The following is a 25,733-nucleotide window of genomic DNA, read 5'->3' as shown; positions in this document are numbered from 1 at the left end:
GGGAAAGCGATGGTTATTTTGGCCAAAGCGATAAAAATGACAGGACTGAAGTAGCCATGGTTCGGCTCCATATGGAGTATCAGAAAAATCCAAAAGCTGAAGATTACGGGCGTAGGACTGCGGATTCAAGAACCACCCTGGTCTTTTACACCAATGTGTTCACCTGGACTATAGCGTTGGATCATTGCAAGATAATGGCTATGACTTCTTAAACGGATAAATAACGCGTCGGCATCATCTGTCTTTGAGACCTTGTAATATCTGATCGTATTTATTAATGACATCTGCCACAGAATCCCCTTTCATTAGACCTATTATCATATTCAACTGTTATAACAATTTTAGATTATAAAGTTCATGATTCAAAGTGAATATGCTTTAGTGACGAACTGATATACAATTGTAGTATCTTTCGGGAGGGTTGAATGAATTACATTGCATCGGTAACCAAAGCGATCGCCTATATTGAAGAACAATCACATCTCCCTATTATGATGGGTGTATAGAAATTCCAATATGTCTGCATTAAGCGTTATATGAAAATGTTCGCGATCAAAGCCCGGAGGGTAGGCTATATAGAATGAATTTAATAACTACACAAAAGGGCAAAAGTAGCGGAGGGGGATTTTGGAACTGTAGGAACGATAGCGTCCGCCTTTGTTACCGGATTTCCACCGCATACAGCGGGTCAAATCAAGAAATCTGGGGACAACAGCGGCCGGAAGTCCAAATATTCACCGTAGTTACTCCTCGCCCAAATGGAGAAATCTTAGGGGAGGGTGCAGCCGCATGAACAAAACGGATCGTTTGTTAGCTATAGTGCTTGAGCTGCAGCGTAATAAGGTGCTGCGGGCCGAGGATTTGGCCGCTACCTTTGAAACAAGCGTGAGAACGATTTATAGGGATATTCAGGCTTTGAGTGAAGCTGGTGTATCTGTGATAGGGGCGCCAGGACAGGGATACTCCTTAATGGAGGGGTATTTCCTGCCGCCAGTCAGCTTTACGGTGGAAGAAGCTGTGACGTTACTCATCGGGACGGATTTTATCGAGCAGTGGTTTGATGTCCACTATGGCCGTAAGTCTCGTACTTCCAGAGGAAAGATTGAAGCCATCCTCCCGGAACCGGTCCGCAGTGAGGCTGCCCGGATACGTAAGAGCATTCGGTTGCGTACGTCCGCTGAAGATGTATCACGAATACAAGAGAAGGCATACCTGGAAGCGATTCGTCAGGCGATCCTGGAGGAAAGGAAAATAAGCTTTCACTATTCCAAAAAAATTGCCGAAGCTGATGGAAACCGTCAAAGCGTTCGTACGGTTTCTCCTTATGGGCTTGTGCTCCTTCATGGGGCATGGGTACTCATCGCATGGTGTGAATTGCGTCAAGACATCCGTCATTTCCGGTTGTCCCGGATGACGGAGCTTATTGAACTGGAAGCTGGATTCAAGCTTCCAGCAGATTTTAATTTGGAGGCATACCGGCCTCCAGATGACCGCAACATCCGTGTGCGCATCCGGGTCCAGCCTGACATTGCCGATAAGGTAAGGGAGTCGAACAACTTCTATATAGATACGATAGAGGATCAACCGGAAGGTTTGCTGGTAACCTTTCGTGTTAGGCAGGCGGAGGAATTGCTGCAATCCGTGCTCGGCTGGGGAGCCGGAGTGGTTGTACTGGAGCCGGAATCCTTCCGATATCGGGTAAGAGACGAACTGGAGAAGATGTTGAAACGTTACTGACATAAGGGTGTCAGTAACGTTTTTGTATACTTAGAACAAAAGATGATTAAAGGAGCTAATACATGATGGTTACAACCAAGGAAGTCTTACAACGTTTTGAGGAAACTGTGGCACATTATATTCATGAACTGGATCTATTCAGTATGGAGCAGCTGAAGCAAAAGCCAAGCGACAACGATTGGTCTATTGGACAGATGGTTCAACATCTCATTAACTCGGCGCTGTATATGCAGCTTCGCAATGTAGATCAATGCCTGGTGCCAAGCGAAGATTCCCTGGTATCTCAAGCAGGAAAAACCGAAGCAGGTGCGGCTATATTCGCTGAAGGAAGTTTCCCGCCCATTCGTGTTCAGGTTCCGCCTTCCCCCCAATATACGCCGCAGCAGCCGGAAAGCAAAGAGCAGCTAATTCAAGGGCTGCACGCGGTCATCCAGAGAATGAAGGAGATTGAACCTACCCTTGAGGAAGCGTCCAAACAAAATACAGTGCCCCATCCGCGATTCGGTGGACTGTGCGCAGAGGAATGGTTTCTGCTAGTTGAAATGCATTACCGTCATCATCTTCTGCAGCTGGACCGCTTAAAACAAGGTTTGGTTGATGTTCATGAATGAACAAGCCAACGTTGCCTCTTCTGAATAGGTAGAAAGGTATGGAGTTGAAGCTCGCACAGCCTGTTTTATCATCATTCCGGCCATGGTAGAAACACACACCATGGAGAGGGTGCTGATTACAGCTGCTGCGAGCTTTTATGGTTCGGGGGGGTCTTAAATGCAGCTCTTTTTGTCATTAAAAGTCGAATTTCCAAATGCATTCTCTAGTAACCGTTTTCACTTCATTGTAGAATGGATAAAAACAAAGGTATACCATTGACACTGTTACAAGGGAGCATGCCCATGGAGAGGTTCTGGTTCAGGAAAAAGTATATTCCGTTCACCTACAAGATGATGATTCCGTATCTCATTCTTGTATTGCTGACAGATGTGCTGGTTGGCTATATCGCATATACGATGCTCATTCAATCCAGGACAGAGATGGCGGAAACGAATATCAGGACCGCTTTGAAGCAGACAAGGAACAACATTGAATACCAGACGGATGAAATCAAACGAATGAGTAATTCGCTGTTTCTCAATTCGAACTTTCAGAATGCCCTTCAGTTTAGGGGGGAGCCTTTGGATAACATGCTTAAGATGAGAGACGACATTGTTCCTTATATGAAGGCCCCTCTGCAATTGTACGGGAACAAGCTGAGACTTGCGCTCTATACCGTGAATGAGACGATGCTTGAAATAACTGGTGACGATATGTCGATGCCGATCGGTAGAAGCGATTATTATGTTCTTCCTTACCGGACGATCCAAAATGCGGAGTGGTTTCAGTCGATCGTCACGGATAGCAAAGACAGCCAGTGGCTTCAGGCAGACACCGATCGCGAGCTGGGCAACATTTCGTATGTCCGTAAGCTCGTTTCATCAAATGGCCCGGCCATTATCGGTTATATTCGTGTCACGGCGAGAATTGACGAGCTTTTTGGCAATTTCGATACCTTTCCGATTGAACAGGGGCTTGACCTTCGTTTGATTGACAGGATGCAAGGATCGACTATATATGAACAGGGTATTGTAGATGAACATGCGAAGCAAGATTCTTATTTGATTATTAGCGAAGATGTTCCGATACCGGGATATGCCATCGAGGCAAGGGTACCGCACACTTATTTAAACAAAGACGCGAGCAGAATGCAGAAGGTGATAGGCGCCGTCTGTTCCATCAGCTTTTTGGTTATGGCTGTTATCGGCTTCCTGGTTGCCCGAATCTCCGGCAAAAAAATTAAACGGATCGTATATTTGGTCCAGTCGTTTCAGGAAGGGAATTTTTACAAAAGAATCGGGTTTTCAGGAAACGATGAATTTGTCTACATTGCCAATAGTTTTAATCAAATGGCCACGAGCATCCAGGAACTGATCCGCGACGTCTACGAGCAGGGCATCCAGAAAAAACAAGCTGAGCTGGATGTGCTGCAAGCCCAAATCAGTCCGCATTTCTTGTACAACACGCTGTCGACGATTGGCAGTCTGGCCAATTTGGGGGAAGTTGAGAAGGTTACGGGGATGGTACAAGGCCTTTCCAAATTTTATCGGCTCACCTTAAACGAAGGGCATGTGTATATCTCTCTGGAAAAAGAGTTGGAGCAGGTAAGGACCTATCTTGAAATCCAGAGAGTAAAGTATGCGGATGCCTTCAAGGTATATTATGATATCGATCCGGAAATTTTACAGATTCCCATTATTAAGCTGATTTTACAGCCGTTTGTCGAGAATATATTCAAGCACGCCTGGTTCGGTGAGACGATTGCGATCCGTATTACCGGAAAGCGGCTTGGCGACCGGATTGAACTTAAGGTCATTGATAACGGGATCGGTATGCGGCCGGATACCCTCAGAACAATGCGGTCGAACCCGCTTCATTCTGACAGCTATGGTCTGAGAAACGTGGAAGAACGAATCAAACTGAGATACGGCAATGATTTCGGCATTCAGATTGGCAGCCATTTTGGGGCGGGAACGACAGTTCAAATTATTTTACCGGTCGATAATGCAGAAATCCGGGAAGTTATGGGGGAGTAGGGGGTTATGGCGATGGAGATTAACGTTCTGCTGGTGGATGACGAAGTGGTCGATTTGGAGTGGCTCAGACGTCGGGTGGCGGGCAGTGAGCATTTGCCTTTGCATAACGTTAGAACGGCCGCGAGCGGGTTTGCCGCTCTCAAAGTGATGGAGCAGTATCCTGTTGACATCATTCTCTCCGATATACGTATGCCTATTATGTCAGGAGTGGAATTTGCGCGGAAAGCGAAGGAGATCAACCCCGAGGTCCATATTGTTTTTATTAGCGGACATCAGGATTTCAGCTATGCCAAAGAAGCGATTCAATTGAGCGCATCCGGTTATTTGCTTAAGCCCGTCGATGACGATGAGCTAAACGATATGCTGAGCGGACTCTGCGCCAAAATTGAGAAAGCCCGGAAGCAGCATATCTCCTTGTCGGAGACGCTGACGCTTGTCAATCAGGAGCTGCTGCTGCGCTGGTTTAACGAGGCTACTCCGGGTCAGGTCGAGACACATATTCAGAGTTTTCTTGTGCCCTATTTACAAGATGCGTCCGCGGTAGCCATCGTTGAGATCGACGACATGGCATGGAAAATCCAGTCATGGACGGAAGAGAAACGGAGTGTATGGAGCAGCAGCGCCAATCATTTCATCCGGAAGTTCGCTCACGATCAAAATTTAGGCATGGTTATCACCACCTATGACTATCACTTTGTGATATTGGCTGCAGTTCAGGAACAACATTTCACAGCTTTGATGGAAGAGCTGATTCGGGCGTTCTATCAGGAATTTTCCTTCTCCATTACCATCGGCCGGGGGATGTACACAACCGAACTCGACAAGCTGCATAAGTCCTACCGGCAGGCTCAGGCCGCTTTAAGCATCAAATGGATTGTCGGGAAAAACAGGCTCATCCAAGACGCCTCCGAGTGGCATCCAAAGGAAAAGATCGCTGCGGATGTAGAGGTTATTGTTGACCGGATGCTTAAGGCTATGCTCGACTACGACCTTACAACCATTGACGATTGCTTGCTGCAGCTGTTTGCCGGAGACAGCCCGATCTCTCAGAAAAACGACATTTACGACATCATTATTCGGATTACCTCCAAGCTTCATGCCGATCTGCGGCAAATGAATGAGCATTTGTACGAAATTTTGAATTGGGATTCCCATCATCCTTTTGTGCTGTTTCAATTCGAAACGGTGCATGATATCCTTTCGTGGCTGAGAAGAAGGTTCTTTGAACTGTCGGAGCTGCTGTATTTGAAGCGGCAAAGACAAAAGCGGAAGCTAATTGATGAAATTACGGAATATGTGAAAGGAAGATTGGAGCAAAAAGTAACGCTGAACGAAGTTGCCGCTCATTTCGATTTTACGCCCAACTATCTGGGTCATCTGTTTAAAGTCGAAACCAACAGTCTATTCAGCGATTTCCTGGGTGAATTGCGAATGAAGCGGGTATGCGAGCTGCTCGGAGATCCGACGAAGAAAATATATGAAATTGCAGAACAGGCCGGATATAAAAATATTATTTATTTCAATAGGCAGTTCAAGCAGTACATGGGCATGTCCCCCGGCGAGTACCGGAAGAGAAACAAAATTTGAATCTATTCGTGAGGCTCTTGTTCCGGACGGGACAGGGCTTATTTTTTGTCGAATCGTTGAATTAGTATTAAGTTTAGTTGTTTCGCTGAATTATGTCACCGCACCCGCCCTATTATAATCAGAGATATAGAGAAGAGAGGGGTGCAAAGATGAAAGGGCATACATTTTGGAGCGATTTGAAAAACTATAGGGTTCTCTTATTGATGCTGGCACCAGCGGTTGCATTTTTCCTCCTGTTTGCCTATATCCCGATGGCAGGCATCATTATTGCCTTCAAGCATTATGATTACGCCGGAGGTATTTTTGGGAGTGCCTGGAACGGACTCGACAACTTCCGCTTTTTCTTTGAATCGGGAGATGCCTGGCGGGTCACACGAAATACAGCATTGTACAACATTGCGTTTATTATCGTGAACAACTCGTTGCAAATATTTGCAGCAATCATGTTGTTTGAGGTCGGCGGCAAATGGTTCCGGAAAATTACACAATCGGCGCTGTTTCTTCCTTACTTTATCTCATGGGTCGTTGTCGGGGCGATTGCCTATAACCTGCTCAACTATGATATCGGCACTGTGAATGCTCTGCTTAGAGGCTTAGGACTGGAGCCTGTCGATATTTACAATACACCTTCCTATTGGCCGTATATCCTGGTTCTTGTTTCCGCCTGGAAAGGTCTTGGATACGGAACGGTGATGTACCTGGCCGCGATTACGGGCATAGATACCGAGATGTACGAAGCGGCTGAAATTGATGGTGCCAATATTTTTCAGCGGATCATGAAAGTGACGATTCCCAATCTTTATCCGACGATTATTATTCTGGTGCTGCTGGCGGTCGGGAATATCTTCCGCGGTGACTTCGGGATGTTCTATAACATGATCGGCAACAACGGTTTGTTGTTCTCTTCGACAGATGTTATCGACACTTTCGTTTTCAGATCGCTGATTACTTCGAATGACATCGGCATGTCGGCTGCGGCTGGCGTTTTCCAATCCGTTCTTGGATTCGTGACGATCATGACTGTGAACTTTGCTGTCCGTAAATACGACAAAGACCGCGCCTTGTTCTAAGCGCATTAGGAGTTTAGTTTTTCAAAATGGAGGTAACGATATGAAGCAGCTCGATCGTAAAATATTTTCAGGTATTGGTTATGTATCCCTGATTTTTCTCGCGATTTTATGTATTTTTCCTTTTGTGCTTGTCGTATCGTCATCCTTTACGGAAGAAAATAAAATCATAACGGAAGGCTATCAATTTATACCGACTGCATTTTCTACGGAAGCCTACAGCATTTTGTTTAAGTATCCCGAGCAAATGATTCAGGCCTACTTGGTGACAATAGCTGTTACGATAATTGGCACGCTGGTGGGCTTATTTCTGACCTCGATGACCGCTTACGCGCTGTCCAGAAAAGATTTTAAGTGGCGCAACAAGTTTTCCTTCTTCTTCTTCTTTACGACTTTGTTTAGTGGCGGGCTGGTCCCGTGGTATCTGCTTATGGTCAACTACCTGGATATGAAGGATACTCTGGCGGCCTTAGTGATTCCAATGATGCTCAACGTCTTCTATATCATTGTCATGAAGTCTTTTATGGGCAGCATTCCGGAAGCAATTGTAGAATCGGCCAAAATTGACGGCGCAGGCGACTTCAAGATCTATGCTCGTCTAATCCTGCCGCTCTCTAAACCTGCGCTTGCTACAATCGGATTGTTCCTTGCACTTGCCTATTGGAATGACTGGTACAACGCGCTGCTATTTATATCCAATGAAAACCTGATGCCGCTCCAATATTATTTATATAAAATGCTTGGAAATATGGATGGCATGCGAAAAGCTATGATGGGTGCGGGAGCCGTCGTAACTACTTCGATTCCGACCGAAAGCTTGAAGATGGCGATGACGGTTGTAGCAACCGGTCCAATTCTGCTAGCTTATCCATTCGTACAGAAGTACTTCGTCCAAGGCTTGACGATTGGCGCTGTGAAAGGGTGAACCCGGGGAAACCCGGTTAATCAATATATTTAAACATAAGGGGGAAGGTTTGAAATGCTGAAGAAAAATAGATTGATCATGTTGGCGCTCGTTTTAACCTTCGTAATGATTTTGAGTGCATGCGGCGGCGGAAAGAACAATACCAATGCACCTGCTCAGGCTACTAACAATGCATCAGAGTCAGCAGAGCCAGGCAGCGATACGACAGGCGGCTCAGACACCTCAGGCGCCATTGATACCTCCAAAGAAGTAAAGCTGAAAATGATTTTTGTGGGTCCCAAACCTGTAGACTATGATATCGTGTTTGCTGAAATTAATAAAAAGCTGAAAGAAAAAATCAATGCCACGGTCGAAGGCGAATTCCTGGACTGGTCTGACTGGGCGCAAAAATATCCACTGAAGCTGGCGGCGGATGAAGATTTTGACCTCATCTATTCAGCAAACTGGGCCGGCTACAATGATCAGGCGCTGAAAGGCGGCTTCCTGGAATTGACCGATGAGCTGCTTACCAAATATATGCCGCAAACGATGGCTGCGATGTCTGATGTGGGCTGGGATCAGGCGAAAGTAAACGGAAAACTGTACATGGTTCCGCAAAACAGAGGGGAGTCCGTTGAAAAGCTGATTTTGTATCGTGAAGATTTGCGTAAGAAACACAATCTGCCAGAAATCAACAGCCCGGAAACCTATGCTACTTATTTGAAAGCAATAGCACAAAACGAGAAGGGCGTATCGCCTTTCACTCCGGAAACAGGGGACTGGAAATTTCATAATTTGGACCGCGTCTTGCTGAAGCAGCAAAATGAATGGAATATGTTTGATCTCGACCTTCCGTTTGCCTTTAAATTGACGGATGAAAAAGGGCAAATCTTTAACGTATATGAAACGCAAGAGTTCAAAGATCTGCTCGTGTATTATAAGGATCTTGCCGATAATAATGCATGGTCGAAGAACGTTCTGAACAGCAAAAACGATCATCAGGCAGATTTTAAAGCAGGCAAAACGGCATCGATTACGCACAACAACGGAACGCTTGGAGCCCTCATGGCTTTAATGCGCCAGGAAAATTCTCCTTATGAAGTAGCACTGGCCGACATCAACCAAGGCAAGAAAAAATCGGTAGCTATTTCTACACAAAACGGTACGTCGGTCCATGCAACTTCCGAGAATCCGGAACGTTCCCTGATGTTAATCGATCTGATGCAAAATGATAAAGAACTGCATGATCTGATGATGTACGGCGTAAGCGGTGTACACTATGAAGCGGTGGGTGACGACAAATATAAAGCAACCGCTAAAAATGCGAACTTTACCGGCTTCTCGAACTGGAGCTTCAACTCGCCGCTCAACCGTGACAATGAAGCTTTCCCGCAAGAAATTTCCGATCTGGTGAATGGCTGGGAAGCAAAAGAAGTCTACCATTATCCGCTTGAGACGTTTGTATTCGACAACAGCAAAGTGAAAACGCAAATCGCCAACATAGGCAATGTGATGCTCCGCTATGCGGTTCCGCTTGAGTACGGCGTAATTGATGATATCGACAAAGGCCTTGCAGAGCTGAACAAGCAACTGAAATCGGCTGGCATTGATAAAATCCAAGCTGAACTGCAAGCTCAAATTGATGCTTTCTTGGCAAACAAGTAAACTGCTCTAATGAGCAAAACCTCCGCCCAAAAGGGAGGCAGCTGAAAAAGTCCATTAAGATCTCAAAAAGACATTCTCCTCATTTTTCTGAGAAGAATGTCTTTTTTTTTCGGTAGAATTAAAGTATCAAACCAAAGGCTGGTGGTCTCCGTGCTCTCTAAGCAGCCTGATCATTAAAATAGCGCGTTCACTTAATCCCTTCATTCGCAGCAGCTTTTTACTAGTATTATATTCCCATAAGGTCATATAAATGGTATGCTATTGTAAAGTTGTGCAAACGATTTCCTAAATGGAGTAGGAGGAACTGAATGGTTAGATATTATAATCTTTGAAACCGTTGAAGATCTGTGTAACTGTGTTTTTAATTAACAGAAGTGGCTCATTATTCTAATCAGATTGGAGATTATGAGTATGACTTTAATTTTACCTTTTATTCATCCAAACAAAGATAATTATTTACTTGATCAGGTGAATTGTCTAGAAAAAACGTTATTAATTGTTGCAGAGGGGAAAAGGAGTTACTTTTCAAACTATTATCTAATTCTTCAGAAGTGTTTTGAGTTATATCATCGTTCGAATTTAAAAATTGATTTTAACCAGTTTTGTAAGAACACTGAAGAAGTTATGAGTCTTTTAGGTCTAAAGGTACATTATTTCCCCCTGTGCAAAGATATACATACGATTATTAGGGAACAAATAAATCTCCAAAGACCAGTTCTAGTCTTCGGCAACTTGAAAACGCTCTATTACAGTCATCATTATAATGTATCTGATTGGATGCATTTATTTTTAATTAAAGGGTACAATGCCGCAACAGGGGTTTATTATATTATGGACAGTGCACAAAAGAAAAATGAAGGTTATAAGTATGATGAATTTGTTATCACTACGGAAATGTTAGATAGTTTGGCGACATCCTCTCATGAAACTTATAATACAGAATACTTTTTTTCAATTGAAAGCTTACATATAGAACCACTAGAGTCAGAATTACTTATTACCTGTATAAACGAGATCCTAAATGCGCCGATAAATAATGAGATTATAGCAATGGAACAGCACCAAGAGAACAACAGCGGAATAACTACTGAATACATTGGCACCCAGTTATTAGGCATGGTTAAATCAAAGGAAGTCCTTAACGCAGAATTAGTGATACAATTTAAGCGTTTTTCAGTAAATAGTACCTTAATAGAAAAAATAGAGGAGACATCCGCGCAACTTATTAAAGAATGGAAAACAGTTATTTCGGTTTATTTAAAAAGCTTAATTACAGAAAACCGATCATTTAGTGTACAAGTGAACTCAGAAAAAGCAATAATACTCGAGAATTCCTTAAAAACTTATTTAAAAGAAGTTTTAATTATGCTTTATTCATTACGGGGAATACAACAGAAAGAAATGCCTGAAATGAAATGGAACGCAGAAAATAATGAAGAAGGTATTATACAGTCTGACGAAGATATTATTAAGTTTTGTATTCAAACTGATAAAGAATATGATTACAATAATTCTCCTAAATTTATGTATCATATAAAGCCAAATCAAAATTTTATATATAATGTACAGATTTCTATTGCACAAGAACCTAAAGTGTCTGCGTATCAAGCGGGTATTATCTTTAGAACAAAACTTGGTGAGACATATATTTGGGGTATTTTTAACAATGAAAAAGTTGTTTTATCCAAATCTATTGATCCGATATTTAGTTATAATGTAGCTCGGAATGTTGAGATATTACAAGTGAGACTTGAGAATAATGGAGATTATGTATTTTCTGTTGCTGATCAAGATGCATCCATTGTAGAAGTTTACAGAACAAATATGCTTTCCGATTTAAGTGCGATTGGAATTGGATTCAGGAATTGGTATTCTGTAAATTCGTTGCAATTAGACTTGAAATCACATATTGAATTAATAGAGTAACTTATTATCATATATCGCTAACGGCTTTTGAAGCTCATGGGCTTCTAAAGCTCCCCCAGAGCAGTGGTACCTTCTAAAAGACGACATTCATTCGCCAAGCCGCGAATGAATGTCGTCTTTTTCTGATGTTCTTGCTTTCCGCCAATCCGATATAACAACAAGGAGAAGCTACTCAGACCTATTGAACAGGAGCGAGAACTAAAGCCTTCAGGTTTAGTTCCTGGTCTTTATCCATACCCAGGAAGTTGGCAGCATAGTACAGACCGTTCTGCTCCCAGAAGTAATAAGTTTGAGTTTTTATCTTTGTTTTGTCTGAGCCGCTGCCAGCATAGAAAGGGCCAGAGTATACATGAGCGTTATCGGCATAAGCTGAAATTTCGATGCCGTTAATCTCCAGCTTCCGAATAAACGAGAGCTTGGACGTATTGAACAGTGGAGCTTTGCTCTGATAAAGCGAAAGTACATCATTCATATCATAGATTTTGGAATCGTAAGGTGCCCGATAGTCATTCCACAAGGCATCCGAGGTCTGGCTGAACGAGAACCCGGTGTTCTGGTCTCCGGCTTTCAGCAATACCGAGTTGGCCAGCGTAAGCTGGGTGTCGGGCAAACCGAACGGGAACTTCACGTGAAAGCCGAGAATATTCTTCGCTTCGAGCAAATCTTTTTCGTCGTATAGAGGAAAAGAATTTCCCTCCCCATCGTAGCTGACATGCTTAACCTGCTGCGGGGAAACAAAGGATTGCACGACTTTCGATAGCTCCTCTTGTGTGAACTGGCTGTAGGAATTGACCGCATATGTTATATCCTTGTCTTGCCAGATGAAGCTTATGCCCTTCCCCGGCTTACGCCCGTTGACTTGTGTTGCCGTGAATAGAGTGCCTTGGATATTGCCCATCGCAACCATGTCCCGCCGGTAATAAGGAGAGGTTGTAGCCTCTTGGGAATATGGGGCACCCCACAATAAATTGTGTTCCAGCATATTACCCTTGCCTTTGGAGGCGAGCATCTCGAACTGCTTCTCGTCTTCTTGTCCGAAATGGGATACATAAGTAATGGTTACTGTATCAATGAGGTCAACTTGGTTCGCTTTGGAGAATTGCTCACTCAATGTCACATTCTCAAGCTGGTAACCTTCGGGCAGATAGTCAGGTACTTTAAAGTCGAATTTGGAAAAAACGATCGCCCGGTCTAGACGGTTAAACCATTTGAACGAGTTAATCGGTCTGACGATCCTGAATGAAGAAACAGTTTGCTTCTGGGAGTCTGTTGCATGGGTATTCACATCCGGCTGGGTGCCATTTGCATCTTGTGCTCCATTGGTGAGCAAGACGATGCTCAAGGCAAGAACCAAGAGAATAGCGGCGGCGGATAGCTTGTACGAACCTTTTTTGAACTTGGCGATCATCGTCACTCTCCGTTTCGTTTCATTCTGGTGCTCAAAGAAATGCGAAAGATTGACCCGCGGGGCAGAGGCTCTGGAAAATAAGCGCGACAGCATAAGAAGTGTCATACCGTACGACGCAGCTTCCTTTTCACCCAGCACCTCGAGCACGCCTGCGTCGCAGGCGACCTCCCGATCGGCATTCATTTTTTTCATGGCCAGCCAAACCAGCGGATTGTACCAATGGAGCCAGACCGCTAACGTCCACAGGGAGTTGAACCATAAGTCTTTTCGTTGATAGTGGGTCAGCTCATGCAGCAGAATATGTGTGAGCTGCCTTGTATCGGCAATTGCGACGATATCTTCGGGCAAATAAATTCTCGGCTTCATTAGGCCATAAAGACACGGGCTGCGAAGACTGCTCGTTTCATAGACGGGAATGGTTTGGCGAATGCCTAATTTGTCTAGGCACGCCGCGAGAACGGAGAGCACCTCCGGGTTGTCTGACTTGCGGGAGGTTCCGGCCCTGCTTCTGAATTTGAGCGTGAAGAACAGAGAGTATGAACCGAAAAAAAGAAGTCCTCCAAGCCAAACAAGCGTGCTTACTGCTAACCCGCTCAGCCCATCGCGAACTTTCTCAGAGATGTTCTCTTGAGGGGGCGGCTGTGTAATAGACGAACCTTGTTCTCCCGAACGGATCGGGACAGTGTCTGGACGCAAGGTTTTTTCTCCACTATCCGTTACTGTCACCTTCGTACTGGAGTCGGATTCGGAGGAAAGCATCGGTAGGGTATTCTGTTGATCCAGACTCCATTCCACAGGCAACGCTTGCGGTATTAGATTGAATAGGCTGACAGGGCTTTGCGGAGCGAAGGGAACCAGCAGCTTAATCAAAACGATAAACCACAATGCATGCAGGATTCTAGGGCTAAGGCGTTTGAGGAACAGCTTCCGGGCCAAGAGCAACAATAGCAGGATGACTGTTGAAGCCAGGGACGCGGCCAGGAAGAGGAGGAAAAGGGCGTCGATAGCTTTCATGAGTTCTTCTTTTTCTCCAAAAGTTGTTGAAGCTCCTCAATTTCTTTCTCCGAGAGGTTCTCTTCTTCGAGGAATTTCGCGCATAACATACCGACGGCCCCTTTATAAACCCTGTCCAGGAAAGAACGATTTTCAGTTTTTAAGTATTCATCGTGTGAAACCAGCGGGTAGTAGAGATAGTTCCGGCCGGACTTCTCGAATGCAATCGCCTTTTTCTTATGCAGCCGGTTCAGAAAGGTTTTAATCGTCTGATCCGACCACTGCATCTGCTGCGTCAGCTTGGAAATAATCTCGTTAGCGGACAAAGGCTCCTTCTGCCAGAGGAGCTTCATCACTTCGCTTTCGGCCTCGGTAATGCGTGGGGACTCCTGCATTGTCTTCACCTTTTTTCAATGATTTTTGTTTACGTCTGTAAACGATAGTTATAGTTTACAAGTGTAAACGTAACGAGTCAAGCCGAAAGCGAATAATCCGGTATTCCCATATCAAACAACTGCATATAAATGTCATACGGTTTGTGTAAACTTTTGATTTTTTATTTGCTTCAAATTGTATATAATTATCTGATAACAGCCGATAACGTTTTTAATAGTATTCCTGAGTGGAGCCTTGCCTCTTACAGCCCCTAAGCAGTCGGTCTGGCTCTTTTTTGCAAATATAAAAGAGATAAGGAAGGTTTTTTATGAGCAGCGAACAGAAAAAAACAGACATTATCTTAATTGGTGCCGGAGTCATGAGCGCGACTTTGGGAGCTTTGCTGAAAGAGTTAGCACCGGAATGGGAAATTAAAGTGTTTGAGAAGCTTACAGGCGCGGGAGAAGAAAGCTCTAACGAATGGAACAATGCAGGTACGGGCCATGCGGCGCTGTGTGAGCTCAACTATACTTCCGAGAAGTACGACGGATCCATAGATATCAGCAAAGCTGTAAAAATCAATGAACAGTTCCAGCTTTCCAGACAGTTCTGGTCTTATCTGGTGGAACGCAACTTGATTCGTCATCCGCAGGACTTCATTATGCCGCTTCCGCACATGAGTTGGGTGCAAGGGGAAAAGGATGTCTCTTATTTGAACAGGCGATTTAAAGCGCTATCAAAAAATCCTCTGTTTCAAGGGATGGAGTATTCCGATGACCCTGCGAAGCTGAAGGAATGGATTCCGCTGATGATGGAAGGCCGTACATCGGATGAACCGGTAGCTGCAACCAAGATCGACTCGGGAACAGATGTCAACTTTGGCGCTTTGACGCGCCTATTGTTTGATCATCTAAAAAGCCAAAACGTTGAAATCAACTATAAGCATGGGATCAAGGATATTAAACGGACCAGCGACGGCATGTGGAAGGTTAAAGTGCATAATCTGGATAACGGTAAAATTGAGTACCATACCGCCAAATTCGTCTTTATCGGGGCTGGAGGCGGCAGCTTATCCTTACTGCAAAAAACCGGCATTCCAGAGTCCAAACATATTGGCGGATTTCCGGTAAGCGGTTTATTTATGGTCTGCCACAATCCGGAAGTGGTCGCACAGCACCATGCAAAAGTATACGGTAAAGCCAAGCTTGGGGCTCCGCCAATGTCTGTCCCGCATCTGGATACCCGTTATATCGGCAACAAAAAAGCACTGCTGTTCGGACCGTTTGCCGGCTTCTCGCCAAAGTTCCTGAAGACGGGTTCGAATTTGGATTTGATCGGTTCCGTAAAACCGAATAATCTCCTCACCATGCTGGCGGCAGGCGTAAAAGAAATGTCCTTGACCAAATATCTGATCCAGCAGCTAATGTTATCGAATGAACAACGCATGGATGAAATACGCGAGTTTATTCCTAATGCCAAAAGTGCAGACTGGAGTATGGTGGCAGCAGGCCAACGTGTGCAGGTGATCAAAGATACGGAGGGTGGTAAAGGAACGCTCCAATTTGGTACCGAAGTAGTGAGTGCCGCCGACGGGTCGGTAGCTGCGCTGCTGGGCGCTTCTCCAGGTGCTTCTACTGCCGTTCACGTGATGCTGGAAGTACTGGAGAAATGCTTCCCGCAGCATATCAAGCAATGGGAGACGAAAATAAAAGAAATGATTCCATCTTACGGCATTTCACTGGAGGACAACCCGGAATTGCTCCAGGAGATTCTGGCTTCCCTAACGCAGACACTTGGTCTTAGTGAAAAAGAACCGCAAACGACCCCATAAACTATCCTTGAGTTGAACCGTTTCGTACGGTTCAACTTTTTGTATACAGTAGGATAAAGGCTCTATCCCGGATATAAGTCCTTATCCTCGAATGGAAACAATCCGGTTACGGCCTTGATCTTTAGCTTCGTATAAGGCTTCGTCCACCGATTTGAACAAATCACTTAAGTAGGCAGCCGCGTCCCTTGGCTGCCGGGCCGTGAAATCACTGATACTTAGAAGACCCATACTAATGGTGACCGACACAGGCTGGTCCACATTTTCGATACTGATCTTATTGAATTCTATGTTCGCTTTGAGCTGTTCGGCCAGGAGCAGTGCCTTTGACTCGTCCGTATCCGGTAAATAAATAATGAATTCCTCTCCGCCATAACGGGCTAAGATGTCATCTTGCCGAAGCGTTTGCTGCAGGATCTCTACCGTACCGCAAATCACTGCATCTCCGGCCAAATGACCGTAACGATCATTGACCGCTTTAAAGAAATCAATATCTATCAGGATAAGGGTCGAAGGGGTTCGATATTCCCGGTTCTTGGTCACTTCACTCTCCAGCTGTTGGGTCAAATAGTGACGATTATAGCATCCTGTCATGCTGTCGGTGATCGCCATCTTCGTAAGCTTGCGGTTGGTCTGAAACAACTCCTCCTGGATCTTGATTAAAGATTCGTTTCTTTCCTGCAGAATGCTGTTCTGATGATTAGTCTCCTCAATGAGACGGCGAAGTTCGCTCATATCCTGGAACGTGATGATCCGCCCCACCCTGACAGCATTAACCATAATGGGCGCGGCATGAATGTGGATGTATAGCTGGACGTCAGGCTGCCAGAGCTCAATCTCAGCTACCTCATCGGGACATTCCCGGTAACGAAGCAGGAAGTTTGCGTTCTCTACGGTGCTGCCGGGCAAGATGCCGGACATGTCGAACAGGTCACCGGCTTCCATTAGCAGGAGGGGTTGCAGAGCCTGATTGATTTTCACCACCTTTTCATGATCATCAAGCACTAGAATCCCATACTCCAACGTATCTATAATATCCTGGTGGGCGATGGTCACAATATCAAACACTTTATCCTGATGGATTGTAATCACAAAGAAAATAGCTGAGATCACAATACCCAAAGAGGTGAACCCCGGGATGACGGGCAAATAATCATCTAGTACAACATTCAGGAAGATATCGAGTATAAGAAATACGGTCACTGCCAGTATCCCTTTCAGCATGTACATGACCTGGTTTTTAATCCGGGGCGCCTGATCGGAGACCAGGGCTACATAAATGATATATAAGGATACGATGGCATGGATAACGAGAATCGAAATATTGATCCAAAAAATAGGACCATAGATTCTTTCGACATATCCGCCGTTTACCGGGAGAACAAACCAGCCATTGGGATTCAGAACCACACCGAGCGATGAGATAATTGCCGGGATGAACAGGAGCATTAATATTTTCCGCTTGAGAAATTGCGATTGGCCCGAGAGAAGAATGGTGAAGAAGATCCAGCCGGCAGTCAGCAGAGAAGCATCCACAAAGGCAAGCTTCACATAAAACAATTGGTAAATGGGGTCCTGGGCGGATCTGATGGCAAACTGGCAGTAAGGCCATATCATCATGGAAAAATGAAATGCCAAATATACTTTATGCAGATTTGTAATTGTGACCGAAGCAAATATGTATACGAACAAAAGAAATAAAATGAAGCAAAGTATCAAATCAATCCACGACTCCAAAGCCAATAGGTGCACCCTCTTGCTATTATTAGTAATTTGAATCTATGTGGGTCTAGAGTCTTATATATTGATTTTAATATATAATCAGCATGGAAAGATTACAAGATATTAAGGGGATTAATACAGGAAAGTACCATTCGGCTGTTGAATATATCCGAAACCGCACTATTGAATAGTAGGCGTATCCAGATACGCCCTAGCCGCAGGAGGAGAACAATATGAAGTCGATCACCGTTCAAAGCCTTACGGAAAAGTTACATTTGGAGGTGCTTGCGGGTTCCAGCCGTATGGACCGTTTAATTACCCGTCCGCGGACGCATAGACCGGGGCTTGAGTTTGTGGGGTATTTTGATTTCTTTCCCATGGAGCGGGTGCAAGTGCTCGGGCGCAAGGAAATTAATTATTTATTGACGCTAAGCGTAGAAGAACGCAGGCTGCATATCGGGAATATCGTCAAATATCATCCGCCGTGTTTCATTGTGACGACAGGCCAGCAGGAAATCCCTTATCTGACCCTGTTCTGCGACCAGGAGGGCATTCCCCTGCTGCGGACAGCAGAGACGACAACCGAGTTCATAGCCAAGCTTGACAGCTATCTGGTGAAGACACTGGCGCCCGAGCTGTCGATCCATGGCGTATGCGTCAACGTTTCGGGCATAGGCATTCTGCTCAGGGGCAAGTCCGGGATCGGCAAAAGCGAAACCGCACACACGCTTATTAGAAGAGGCCACCGGTTCGTGGCGGACGATATAGTGGTGCTTAAGAAGCTGGGGCCGGCTACGCTGCTCGGGACGCATAATGAGACAACACGCGAGTTCCTGGCGCTGCGGAGTATCGGGCTGATTAATGTCGTACGCCAATACGGGCGCAGGGCTTTTCAGGACGAGACGCGAATCGTGCTCGACATTGAGCTGTCCCCATGGCGGGAGAATTCTCTGAATAATGAGCTGGAGCTGGTTCCTCAGTTCACCGAATATCTTGGTGTCCAAATTCCGCATATCGAGGTCCAGCTTCAGCCGGGTCGTGATGTCGCCGGTCTGATCGAGGCAGCCGCCAACAATTGGTACCTGAAGCAGCTCGGTTACAGCGCCGTTGAAGATTTCATGAAGCGGATCGAAGATGGGATGCAGCCGTGAGCGTAGGGAATAGGGTAGAAAGACAGACTGCGAAGGATACCCTTAGCAGTCTGTCTTCTTTTTTATGGAATGTCTGCGCATTAATTACACACTCAGGAAGCCGCTCTACATTTTCAAGTGCTTTCCCCTCCAGTCCAACCCCTAGTACAATACAATCTCCCAATGCCCATGATGAAGAAATAGGACTTCGTGCAGCAATATTAATGTGCAGCGTCTGCCTAACACACGAGCCATAAAGATTACTTCTGAGGGCAAAAGGGGCTTCAAGGAAGTCTTTTCATTGGATGTTGAGGATGAACAGGGATAACTCTCAAGCCTTCAGGGAATGTTAGGGGAAAGACATCAAGGGAGTGCATGAGGATGGCCAGAAGAAATAGAAGATATGCCGTGCCCGGGGCTGCACAGGGGATGCAGACGTTCAAAGCAGATGTGATGAAGAACGAAGGTTATGCCGTTGATCCCAACCACCCGGACGACGTAAAATACGAAGTGGCCAAGGAGCTGGGTATCCCTCTGCAGCCAGGTAATAATGGCGGTCTGACTACGGAATCAGCCGGGCATATTGGCGGAAAAATCGGCGGCGCGATGGTCCGGGAAATGGTCCGTCTTGCCCAGGAGCAGCTTGCGAACAAAGACCAACCCTAAGCCATGAAGCTGCGGCAGCAGCTATACAGGCTTGCGGGTTTGCCGTGAAAAGAGTTGAAATCAAGACATCATTCTTAATATAGCTAACTCCGTCCCTCTGGGGACGGTTTTTTGCGTTGCCCAAATTTTACGGGTAACGATTTAATATCAGTTGAACAAAAGAACTACCTAGAGGCAGAAGCAGCGGAGGGGAAGTTTGGAACTGTAGGAGCGATAGCGACCGCCTGAAAGCTTTCCGTAGGAAAGCTCGCTTCGAAAGCATAAGCAGTCTACGGATTTCAATCGCAAATAGCGGTATAAATCAAGAAATCTGTAGACAACAGCGGCCGGAAGTCCAAACATTCACCGCAGTTGCGTTCTATGCCGGCTCGGTAAGTCTAAAGTTCAACTTATATAGCAGCAGCCCGAGTGCTGTATTCATCAGGACTCAGGCTGCATGTACCTTACCCTTACAGTGAGAATAAAGTGCGCAAAAGGCCGCGCTTTCTGGGTGGAGCCTGAAGCTTGGCGGTGGCAATAGGACGCATTTCTTCAGAGGACGATGCCTTGCTGTTTGGTTTCTGGATCGTTTCTATGGATACAGCCAATTGCTGGATCATCTGGCGCAGGTCCTCAAGTTCTTCACGCTGCCGGAGCAGTTGAACCGAGACCACTTCGTCGGCTTTCTGGTCAAGGGAGTGTTCAATATGAACGATGCGGGATAACAGCTCTTCCATAGGCTTATCCGGTGTGTGCAGGGGGCGCATATCTTGCAGCGGCTCTGCCGGCGCAGGTTGTTTGTTACCCCCCAGATCAATACTATCCAAGGTCTCCCCATGCTCGATTCGCTCTTTAATAGATTTTAGCAGGCCGATTTCCTGCCCGGTGAAGATGTAGTGCCCAAATCGGTCCTTTGGAAAGAAATTAGGGAACATGGCGGCCCAACGTTTGATTGTCGTCTGGCTAACGGACAGCAGTTCTGCGGCTTCCTTTGTTTTTAACATTTCCATTTCGATTCCTCCGCTTCGGGGTGTTTGCTATAACCAATTCGTTGTCTTTAAGCGACTCCCTGCAAGGGTGACAAAGGAGGTGTCTATTCGCTAAACAAAGTGCTATTACGAGCAAACCTACGGTTAGATGAAGGATACTGTTCTACAAAAAAGGCCATTTCGTGCAGTCAAGCCAGATGATAGATTAATAGGTTATTGCTGCTTATTATATACCCAAGCCCCTTCACAGCTTGTGCATAAAATATAAAGAGACTCCATTTCACCGGGTTTCAAAGATTGCAGATTTTAAGAGTGAGGAGGATGGTTATGAAAGGATTAATCTTATGCGCCGGCAAGGGAACGAGACTTCGGCCTTCGACTTATACCAAACCCAAATGCTTGTTGCCTGTTAACGGGGAGTATATTCTTGTCTCCATCATTAAGAAGCTTGTTGCGGCCGGTATTACCGATATTGGAATCGTAGTGAACGCTACACAAGGGGAGATCCGGGAAACGATCGGGGATGGGGAGCGGTGGAACGCCTCTTTAACCTTTCTGCTGCAAGATGAAGCTAAGGGTCTGGCGGATGCGGTCAAAAGTGCAAAGTCTTTTATGGCGGATTCTCCTTTTGTATTGATGCTTGGCGATAATTTATATGAGGGGGATATAGAGCCCTTGATCCGCTTACTGGACGCGGATCATTCTGAGGCTTCGATATTGCTTCAGCGGGTCGAGGACCCCAGTCAATTTGGGGTAGCCGTGATTGAGGATCAGCAAATTGTCAGTCTGGAGGAGAAGCCGAAATCTCCGAAATCCAACTTGGCTATTGTCGGCGTCTATGCCTTAACTGCGGCAATCTGGCCGGTCATTGAGAGACTTACACCTTCTCCCCGCGGAGAGTATGAGTTGACCGATGCCATTCAAATGATCATCTCACAAGGCGGACATGTGGCGTACAGTGTGACGGAAGCACCATTTTTTGATATCGGTACCCATGAACGCTGGCTTGAGGCGAATCGCTACAAGATGGATCATGATTCAAAGAACTTTTCAGTCCGCTCTGATCCGGACAGTAAGGTTCAGTGGATTCCTCCCGTCATTGTTGATCCAACCGCCCTCGTAATGAACAGTGTGATTGGACCCCATGTGTATATTGGGCCGAATTGTGTCGTCGAAGATTGCATTCTGACCAATAGTATTTTGACGGATGAGGTGCGGTTGTCCCATGTCCATGCGGCGGGAAGTGTGTTTGGATCACATGTTCATCTGACCGAACAGGAAATTCAGGAGCAGCCGGCGCGTCATATTCTGGGTGATCGTTCAACGGTCACAAGACTCCATTCTGACCCGCAAAACGACGATTCAAAATAAATTAGATACGTACTGGGGAATAGTCCAATCCAGACACAGGGATAAACATACACTTAAAGTAGTCTAATGCATCAGACAAATGTGCAGAAGTATACTTTTAAGGGCAGGTGATCCTTGAGAATGATTGAGCTGGTTTTGACGATCAATGACAAAGATGGGAGCTATACCGAACATGCTGGTGTTGTACTTGCATCAATCTTTTCCAATACCCAGCAACCGATCAATGTGCACATTGTGCACGATGATACCTTAAGCGAAGAAAACAAGTGGAAGCTTACCCAGCTGGTGGAAACATTCTATCACAACATTTATTTTTATCATGTTACTGTTCCTGAGGACTTGAAAGAGGTTGCGTCCGGTGTACAAAAAATTGACTATTGGACGATAGCCAGTATGTACCGTTTGTTGTTACCGCTAATTCTTCAGGTTGACAGGGTTATTTATCTGGACTGCGACATTTTGGTCAATATGGATATTAACGAATTGTGGAGTGTCGATCTGGGACACCGCTATTTGGGCGCAGTACTGGATCAGGGCCAAAATATGCTGGAGTACTTTATTTCACTTGGATTAAATGCGGAGGTATATTTCAACTCCGGAGTCATTCTGTTCCAACTGGATAATATCCGCAAGCATCCGAACTGGTATGGAGAAATGCTTCATTTCTTGCGCTATTATCCAACGATGACCATGCCTGACCAGGATGTTCTGAATGCCGTGTACAGCTCCAACTTTTTGCAAATGGATCTGCGGTTTAATACGTTCGCCCATGATGAACTGGATTTAGATAATAAAATTGTGCATTTCGCCGGAGACACCAAATGGTGGGAGCCGGAGTCTCCCGCATCACCGGTGTACAATAGGTTCCTTTCCATGACTCCATGGTCTAAAGAATTCACACCAAAGCCAGTTTATGAACCGGAGCCGGTCTACATCGCCCCTGAGCCACCCGTTCAGGAAATCCATCATGTAGAAGAAATCCATCATGTAGAAGAGGTACAGCATGTGGAAGAGGTGCATCAGCCTGCACAAATACTGCTTCCGCCGCCACCGCCACCGCCGCCACCGCCACCACCGCCACCCATAGTCCCTGTGGTGGCCCCACCGGCTCCGGCGAAGCCTCCCGTAAAGCGGCACAGACTGAAACGCCGCAGAGTGTTGCGGTTAAAATTAAGACTGAGAAGAAAAAGATTGATCCGTCTCAAATTCCGCTCTCTCAAACGGGTAAGGCTGATTAAGGGACATCGTGCAAAGAAGAGAAAAGCACGCAAATTGGCAATGAGAAGGCAACGTTTGGCCAGAAAAAAGAGAATTCATGTGATAAGAAGAAAACGTGCGTTAAAGCGTACCTCATAAGGACCTGTGCCAAGGATCTGTCCAGTCATCCGGTATCTAAAGAAACCACTCCGCTCAGGAGTGGTTTCTTTAAGGATTGCCAATAGGGAAGGAATATGGGACTATATAGAAAAACAGCAAATGGGGAACAACAATACTATGTCGTATTTACCAAAATGTCCAAAATGTAATTCGGAATACACTTACGAGGATGGCAGCTTGCTCGTATGCCCGGAATGTGCCCATGAATGGAGTCTGGAAGCAGAGACCGGGGACAGCGAGGATCAAAAGATTGTTAAAGACTCCAATGGAAATGTCCTGAACGATGGCGACACGATAACAGTGATTAAAGACCTGAAAGTTAAAGGGACGTCTTTGGTCGTGAAAATAGGCACAAAAGTAAAAAATATTCGTCTGATTGACGGAGATCATGATATTGACTGCAAAATTGACGGGTTCGGTGCCATGAAATTAAAATCGGAGTTTGTGAAAAAGGTATAAAAAGACAAAAGCGGCTTCAGCGATAACATTCGCTGGCCGCTTTTGTGCATTTTCCAACCCTTAATTATCTTGAAAGCGGATCTCTTTAGCAAGAAGTTCACGGAATTCGTCCACATTGCTGAAAATACCATCCGGCGAAACATCGTAGACCAGGCTCTGGAAAGTGGATAACCAGCGGACACCGTAAGTGCGCAGTCCGGCAGCCTTGCCTGCGAGGATGTCTGCATTGCTGTCACCTACGAATACAGCATCTGCCGGATCAAGGCCCAGTATGTTCAAAGCTTTATGTATACCTTCGGGGTCTGGCTTGGGTCTATCCACGTCATCCCCTGTAATCGTGATATCAAAAAAGTCCGTCATGTTCAAAGCTCCGGTTGATATCTCAAACGCGCGTCTGCTTTTCCCCGTGATTACAGCAAGCTTCACACCTTGTCCCTTCAATAAATGAAGCAGATCCATAATTCCCTGATCGGGTTGGAAATCTTCTTCAAAATGCCCCTTCTCATATAACGAATAATAATCTTGAATGCCTTGCAGAACGGAGGCTTTATCTTTGAAGTTGCCGCCAATTAGTATAGGAAATAAAATACATTATATCAGAATCAATCGCTCCGTTGGATAAACTCCAGAAATTCAAGGATGATTTCAGAAACAGCATCTTCTTTGGGCATGTGAATGAATTTGCTTATGTTTACTATATCTTCTTTATAGAGCTGAATAAGCTGCAGCATCGCTTCCGGGTCCTTTTGCCTGACAGCCTGCATTAATTCCAGGATCTGGCGGTCTGTGATCATTTCTGCATCATCTTTGTTTTCCATAGTGAATTTCCCCTCTGGTTGAGCTATTGAATAGGAACTTGTGTTCGCATATTAACATAATTTAAATCATTATTCAATATTTTGGGTGGGCGCGAACCGCTTTACCCTGTTCCTCGGCCCATGTGATTTAGGGTGATTTAAAGTGATATAATAGTGCCAGCTTCTAGCCGAATGACATGAAAGGAGATTTCTTGTGCACCTATCTGTGTTTTACAATCATATTGTGAGGGCAAGCGAGCAAACCGGGCTGACATTGGAGGAAGTACTGAATAGAGTACATGAGTTTGGCATCAGTGCGGTAGAGCTGGATCTTGAAGAGGCCTTAGGCTGCGGCAAGGAGGTCATGAAGAAGCGGCTGGAAAAAGCGGGTATTTCGGTCGCGTCGATGTATGGCTTTTTTGATTTTGGAAATGACCCCAATACCAAGCCAGGGTTTGAATTTATCGATACGGCGGAATATTTGGGAGCGGGGAAAGTGCTCATTATCCCCGGATTCGTGGATGAAACAGCAAGTGCCGAGGAGCGCAATACGGCGCTGCAGAAGATGGCCGGGACCTTGAACATTATTTGCGATTATGCCGGACGTAAGCGCATTCTTGTGACGATGGAGGACTTCGATGACATTCGCGCGCCGTTCTCCGGCTCGGATGAACTGCTCTGGTTCCTGGAGCAGGTGCCCAAGCTGCACATCACTTTTGATACAGGGAATTTCATTTACCGTGGCGAGGATGAACTGGAGGCCTATGAGAAGCTTAAGCGCAGAATCGTCCATGTCCACTGCAAAGACCGCTCACTGGATGAACAGAATGGGGGCATGCCGAAGCTGGCCATGAGTGGAGCCCGGCTGTTCCCATCGCCCGCCGGGTCCGGCTTCATCCCGATTGAAGCGATTCTGACCCGGCTGAAGGCAGGCGGTTACGATGATACGCTGGCTATTGAGCATTTTGATGCAGTGGACCAGTTGGGCTACATGGAACAATCGGCGGAGTGGCTTCGTTCCAGCTGGGCTAAGAGGCCGGTCTAAAGGAAGCACGGGAATGGACACAGAACAACACCCTGCAGCCTTTAAAGGCAACAGGGTGTTGTGGCTTGAGTATAATATTTG

General features: G+C 45.7%; 21 protein-coding genes. 15 read left to right on the top strand and 6 right to left on the bottom strand.

What is annotated here, in order from left to right:
* Positions 1-789 precede the first annotated feature (789 nt).
* From NSS79_RS33355 to NSS79_RS33320, 8 genes are all read left to right on the top strand, one after another.
* The gene (locus tag NSS79_RS33355) at positions 790-1,737 is read left to right on the top strand and encodes a YafY family protein (RefSeq protein ID WP_342437711.1); all 948 of its coding nucleotides are present in this window, start codon (positions 790-792) and stop codon (positions 1,735-1,737) included.
* Positions 1,738-1,802: 65 nt separating this feature from the next.
* On the top strand, positions 1,803-2,348 hold the full coding sequence (locus NSS79_RS33350) for a DinB family protein (protein WP_342440490.1): 546 nt from the start codon (positions 1,803-1,805) through the stop codon (positions 2,346-2,348).
* Positions 2,349-2,630: 282 nt separating this feature from the next.
* Complete coding sequence (locus tag NSS79_RS33345) at positions 2,631-4,364, top strand: histidine kinase (protein ID WP_342437710.1); 1,734 nt, start codon at positions 2,631-2,633, stop codon at positions 4,362-4,364.
* Between the two features lie 12 nt (positions 4,365-4,376).
* Positions 4,377-5,951 carry a response regulator gene (locus tag NSS79_RS33340; RefSeq protein ID WP_342437709.1) on the top strand — a complete coding sequence of 525 codons (1,575 nt, stop codon included), beginning with the start codon at positions 4,377-4,379 and terminating at the stop codon, positions 5,949-5,951.
* 149 nt (positions 5,952-6,100) lie between these two features.
* Entirely contained in the window at positions 6,101-7,021 is a 921-nt protein-coding gene (locus tag NSS79_RS33335; RefSeq protein WP_038598029.1) for an ABC transporter permease subunit, read from the top strand.
* A gap of 40 nt (positions 7,022-7,061) precedes the next feature.
* Positions 7,062-7,943, top strand: coding sequence for a carbohydrate ABC transporter permease (locus NSS79_RS33330; RefSeq protein WP_342437708.1), 882 nt, complete (start codon positions 7,062-7,064; stop codon positions 7,941-7,943).
* A 54-nt stretch (positions 7,944-7,997) separates the two neighbouring features.
* Positions 7,998-9,587, top strand: a complete 1,590-nt coding sequence (locus tag NSS79_RS33325; RefSeq protein WP_342437707.1) for an ABC transporter substrate-binding protein — start codon at positions 7,998-8,000, stop codon at positions 9,585-9,587.
* 411 nt (positions 9,588-9,998) lie between these two features.
* Complete coding sequence (locus tag NSS79_RS33320) at positions 9,999-11,513, top strand: hypothetical protein (RefSeq protein ID WP_342437706.1); 1,515 nt, start codon at positions 9,999-10,001, stop codon at positions 11,511-11,513.
* Positions 11,514-11,691: 178 nt separating this feature from the next.
* Here NSS79_RS33320 and NSS79_RS33315 read toward each other — a convergent pair whose 3' ends face one another.
* Positions 11,692-13,935: a M56 family metallopeptidase gene (locus tag NSS79_RS33315; protein ID WP_342437705.1), complete on the bottom strand. Its 2,244-nt coding sequence runs from the start codon at positions 13,933-13,935 to the stop codon at positions 11,692-11,694.
* Entirely contained in the window at positions 13,932-14,309 is a 378-nt protein-coding gene (locus tag NSS79_RS33310; protein WP_038598023.1) for a BlaI/MecI/CopY family transcriptional regulator, read from the bottom strand. The genes NSS79_RS33315 and NSS79_RS33310 overlap by 4 nt, the downstream gene beginning before the upstream one ends.
* A 308-nt stretch (positions 14,310-14,617) precedes the next feature.
* Between NSS79_RS33310 and NSS79_RS33305 the strand changes: the two genes are divergently transcribed.
* On the top strand, positions 14,618-16,120 hold the full coding sequence (locus tag NSS79_RS33305) for a malate:quinone oxidoreductase (RefSeq protein WP_342437704.1): 1,503 nt from the start codon (positions 14,618-14,620) through the stop codon (positions 16,118-16,120).
* Between the two features lie 81 nt (positions 16,121-16,201).
* Here NSS79_RS33305 and NSS79_RS33300 read toward each other — a convergent pair whose 3' ends face one another.
* Positions 16,202-17,860, bottom strand: a complete 1,659-nt coding sequence (locus tag NSS79_RS33300; RefSeq protein WP_342437703.1) for a diguanylate cyclase — start codon at positions 17,858-17,860, stop codon at positions 16,202-16,204.
* Between the two features lie 212 nt (positions 17,861-18,072).
* Here NSS79_RS33300 and hprK point away from each other — a divergent pair, with 212 nt between their 5' ends.
* Positions 18,073-18,990 carry an HPr(Ser) kinase/phosphatase gene (gene hprK / locus NSS79_RS33295; protein ID WP_342437702.1) on the top strand — a complete coding sequence of 306 codons (918 nt, stop codon included), beginning with the start codon at positions 18,073-18,075 and terminating at the stop codon, positions 18,988-18,990.
* Positions 18,991-19,350: 360 nt separating this feature from the next.
* Entirely contained in the window at positions 19,351-19,635 is a 285-nt protein-coding gene (locus tag NSS79_RS33290; RefSeq protein WP_342437701.1) for an alpha/beta-type small acid-soluble spore protein, read from the top strand.
* Positions 19,636-20,084: 449 nt separating this feature from the next.
* On the opposite strand, the gene NSS79_RS33285 is transcribed toward NSS79_RS33290, so the two are convergent.
* Positions 20,085-20,624, bottom strand: coding sequence for a MerR family transcriptional regulator (locus NSS79_RS33285; RefSeq protein ID WP_342437700.1), 540 nt, complete (start codon positions 20,622-20,624; stop codon positions 20,085-20,087).
* Positions 20,625-20,930: 306 nt separating this feature from the next.
* Between NSS79_RS33285 and NSS79_RS33280 the strand changes: the two genes are divergently transcribed.
* The 3 genes from NSS79_RS33280 (at position 20,931) to NSS79_RS33270 (ending at position 23,810) form a co-directional block, all read left to right on the top strand.
* Positions 20,931-21,974: a sugar phosphate nucleotidyltransferase gene (locus tag NSS79_RS33280; RefSeq protein WP_342437699.1), complete on the top strand. Its 1,044-nt coding sequence runs from the start codon at positions 20,931-20,933 to the stop codon at positions 21,972-21,974.
* Between the two features lie 120 nt (positions 21,975-22,094).
* Entirely contained in the window at positions 22,095-23,330 is a 1,236-nt protein-coding gene (locus NSS79_RS33275; RefSeq protein ID WP_342437698.1) for a glycosyltransferase family 8 protein, read from the top strand.
* Positions 23,331-23,468: 138 nt separating this feature from the next.
* A complete protein-coding gene (locus NSS79_RS33270; protein ID WP_038601154.1) occupies positions 23,469-23,810 on the top strand; it encodes a zinc ribbon domain-containing protein YjdM in 342 nt (113 codons plus the stop codon).
* Positions 23,811-23,870: 60 nt separating this feature from the next.
* On the opposite strand, the gene NSS79_RS33265 is transcribed toward NSS79_RS33270, so the two are convergent.
* Positions 23,871-24,338 (bottom strand): HAD-IA family hydrolase, encoded by a 468-nt coding sequence (locus tag NSS79_RS33265; protein ID WP_342440489.1) that lies wholly within the window; start codon positions 24,336-24,338, stop codon positions 23,871-23,873.
* Positions 24,339-24,412: 74 nt separating this feature from the next.
* On the bottom strand, positions 24,413-24,628 hold the full coding sequence (locus NSS79_RS33260; RefSeq protein WP_342437697.1) for a hypothetical protein: 216 nt from the start codon (positions 24,626-24,628) through the stop codon (positions 24,413-24,415).
* Between the two features lie 193 nt (positions 24,629-24,821).
* On the opposite strand from NSS79_RS33260, the gene NSS79_RS33255 reads away from it, so the two are divergent.
* A complete protein-coding gene (locus NSS79_RS33255) occupies positions 24,822-25,652 on the top strand; it encodes a sugar phosphate isomerase/epimerase (RefSeq protein WP_342437696.1) in 831 nt (276 codons plus the stop codon).
* Positions 25,653-25,733 lie beyond the last annotated feature (81 nt).

The sequence above is a fragment of the Paenibacillus sp. FSL L8-0436 genome, assembly GCF_038593025.1.
Lineage (GTDB): Bacteria > Bacillota > Bacilli > Paenibacillales > Paenibacillaceae > Paenibacillus_AQ.
Note: the sequence above shows the minus strand (reverse complement) of the source record. Positions and strands in the feature narration are given on the sequence as shown.

What these genes read in the sequence shown, in the direction of transcription:
- NSS79_RS33355 (WP_342437711.1), top strand. Translation starts at nt 790, where the DNA reads ATGAACAAAACGGATCGTTTGTTAGCTATAGTGCTTGAGCTGCAGCGT.
- NSS79_RS33350 (WP_342440490.1), top strand. Translation starts at nt 1,803, where the DNA reads ATGGTTACAACCAAGGAAGTCTTACAACGTTTTGAGGAAACTGTGGCA.
- NSS79_RS33345 (WP_342437710.1), top strand. Translation starts at nt 2,631, where the DNA reads ATGGAGAGGTTCTGGTTCAGGAAAAAGTATATTCCGTTCACCTACAAG.
- NSS79_RS33340 (WP_342437709.1), top strand. Translation starts at nt 4,377, where the DNA reads ATGGAGATTAACGTTCTGCTGGTGGATGACGAAGTGGTCGATTTGGAG.
- NSS79_RS33335 (WP_038598029.1), top strand. Translation starts at nt 6,101, where the DNA reads ATGAAAGGGCATACATTTTGGAGCGATTTGAAAAACTATAGGGTTCTC.
- NSS79_RS33330 (WP_342437708.1), top strand. Translation starts at nt 7,062, where the DNA reads ATGAAGCAGCTCGATCGTAAAATATTTTCAGGTATTGGTTATGTATCC.
- NSS79_RS33325 (WP_342437707.1), top strand. Translation starts at nt 7,998, where the DNA reads ATGCTGAAGAAAAATAGATTGATCATGTTGGCGCTCGTTTTAACCTTC.
- NSS79_RS33320 (WP_342437706.1), top strand. Translation starts at nt 9,999, where the DNA reads ATGACTTTAATTTTACCTTTTATTCATCCAAACAAAGATAATTATTTA.
- NSS79_RS33315 (WP_342437705.1), bottom strand. Translation starts at nt 13,935, where the DNA reads ATGAAAGCTATCGACGCCCTTTTCCTCCTCTTCCTGGCCGCGTCCCTG.
- NSS79_RS33310 (WP_038598023.1), bottom strand. Translation starts at nt 14,309, where the DNA reads ATGCAGGAGTCCCCACGCATTACCGAGGCCGAAAGCGAAGTGATGAAG.
- NSS79_RS33305 (WP_342437704.1), top strand. Translation starts at nt 14,618, where the DNA reads ATGAGCAGCGAACAGAAAAAAACAGACATTATCTTAATTGGTGCCGGA.
- hprK (WP_342437702.1), top strand. Translation starts at nt 18,073, where the DNA reads ATGAAGTCGATCACCGTTCAAAGCCTTACGGAAAAGTTACATTTGGAG.
- NSS79_RS33290 (WP_342437701.1), top strand. Translation starts at nt 19,351, where the DNA reads ATGGCCAGAAGAAATAGAAGATATGCCGTGCCCGGGGCTGCACAGGGG.
- NSS79_RS33285 (WP_342437700.1), bottom strand. Translation starts at nt 20,624, where the DNA reads ATGGAAATGTTAAAAACAAAGGAAGCCGCAGAACTGCTGTCCGTTAGC.
- NSS79_RS33280 (WP_342437699.1), top strand. Translation starts at nt 20,931, where the DNA reads ATGAAAGGATTAATCTTATGCGCCGGCAAGGGAACGAGACTTCGGCCT.
- NSS79_RS33275 (WP_342437698.1), top strand. Translation starts at nt 22,095, where the DNA reads ATGATTGAGCTGGTTTTGACGATCAATGACAAAGATGGGAGCTATACC.
- NSS79_RS33270 (WP_038601154.1), top strand. Translation starts at nt 23,469, where the DNA reads ATGTCGTATTTACCAAAATGTCCAAAATGTAATTCGGAATACACTTAC.
- NSS79_RS33260 (WP_342437697.1), bottom strand. Translation starts at nt 24,628, where the DNA reads ATGGAAAACAAAGATGATGCAGAAATGATCACAGACCGCCAGATCCTG.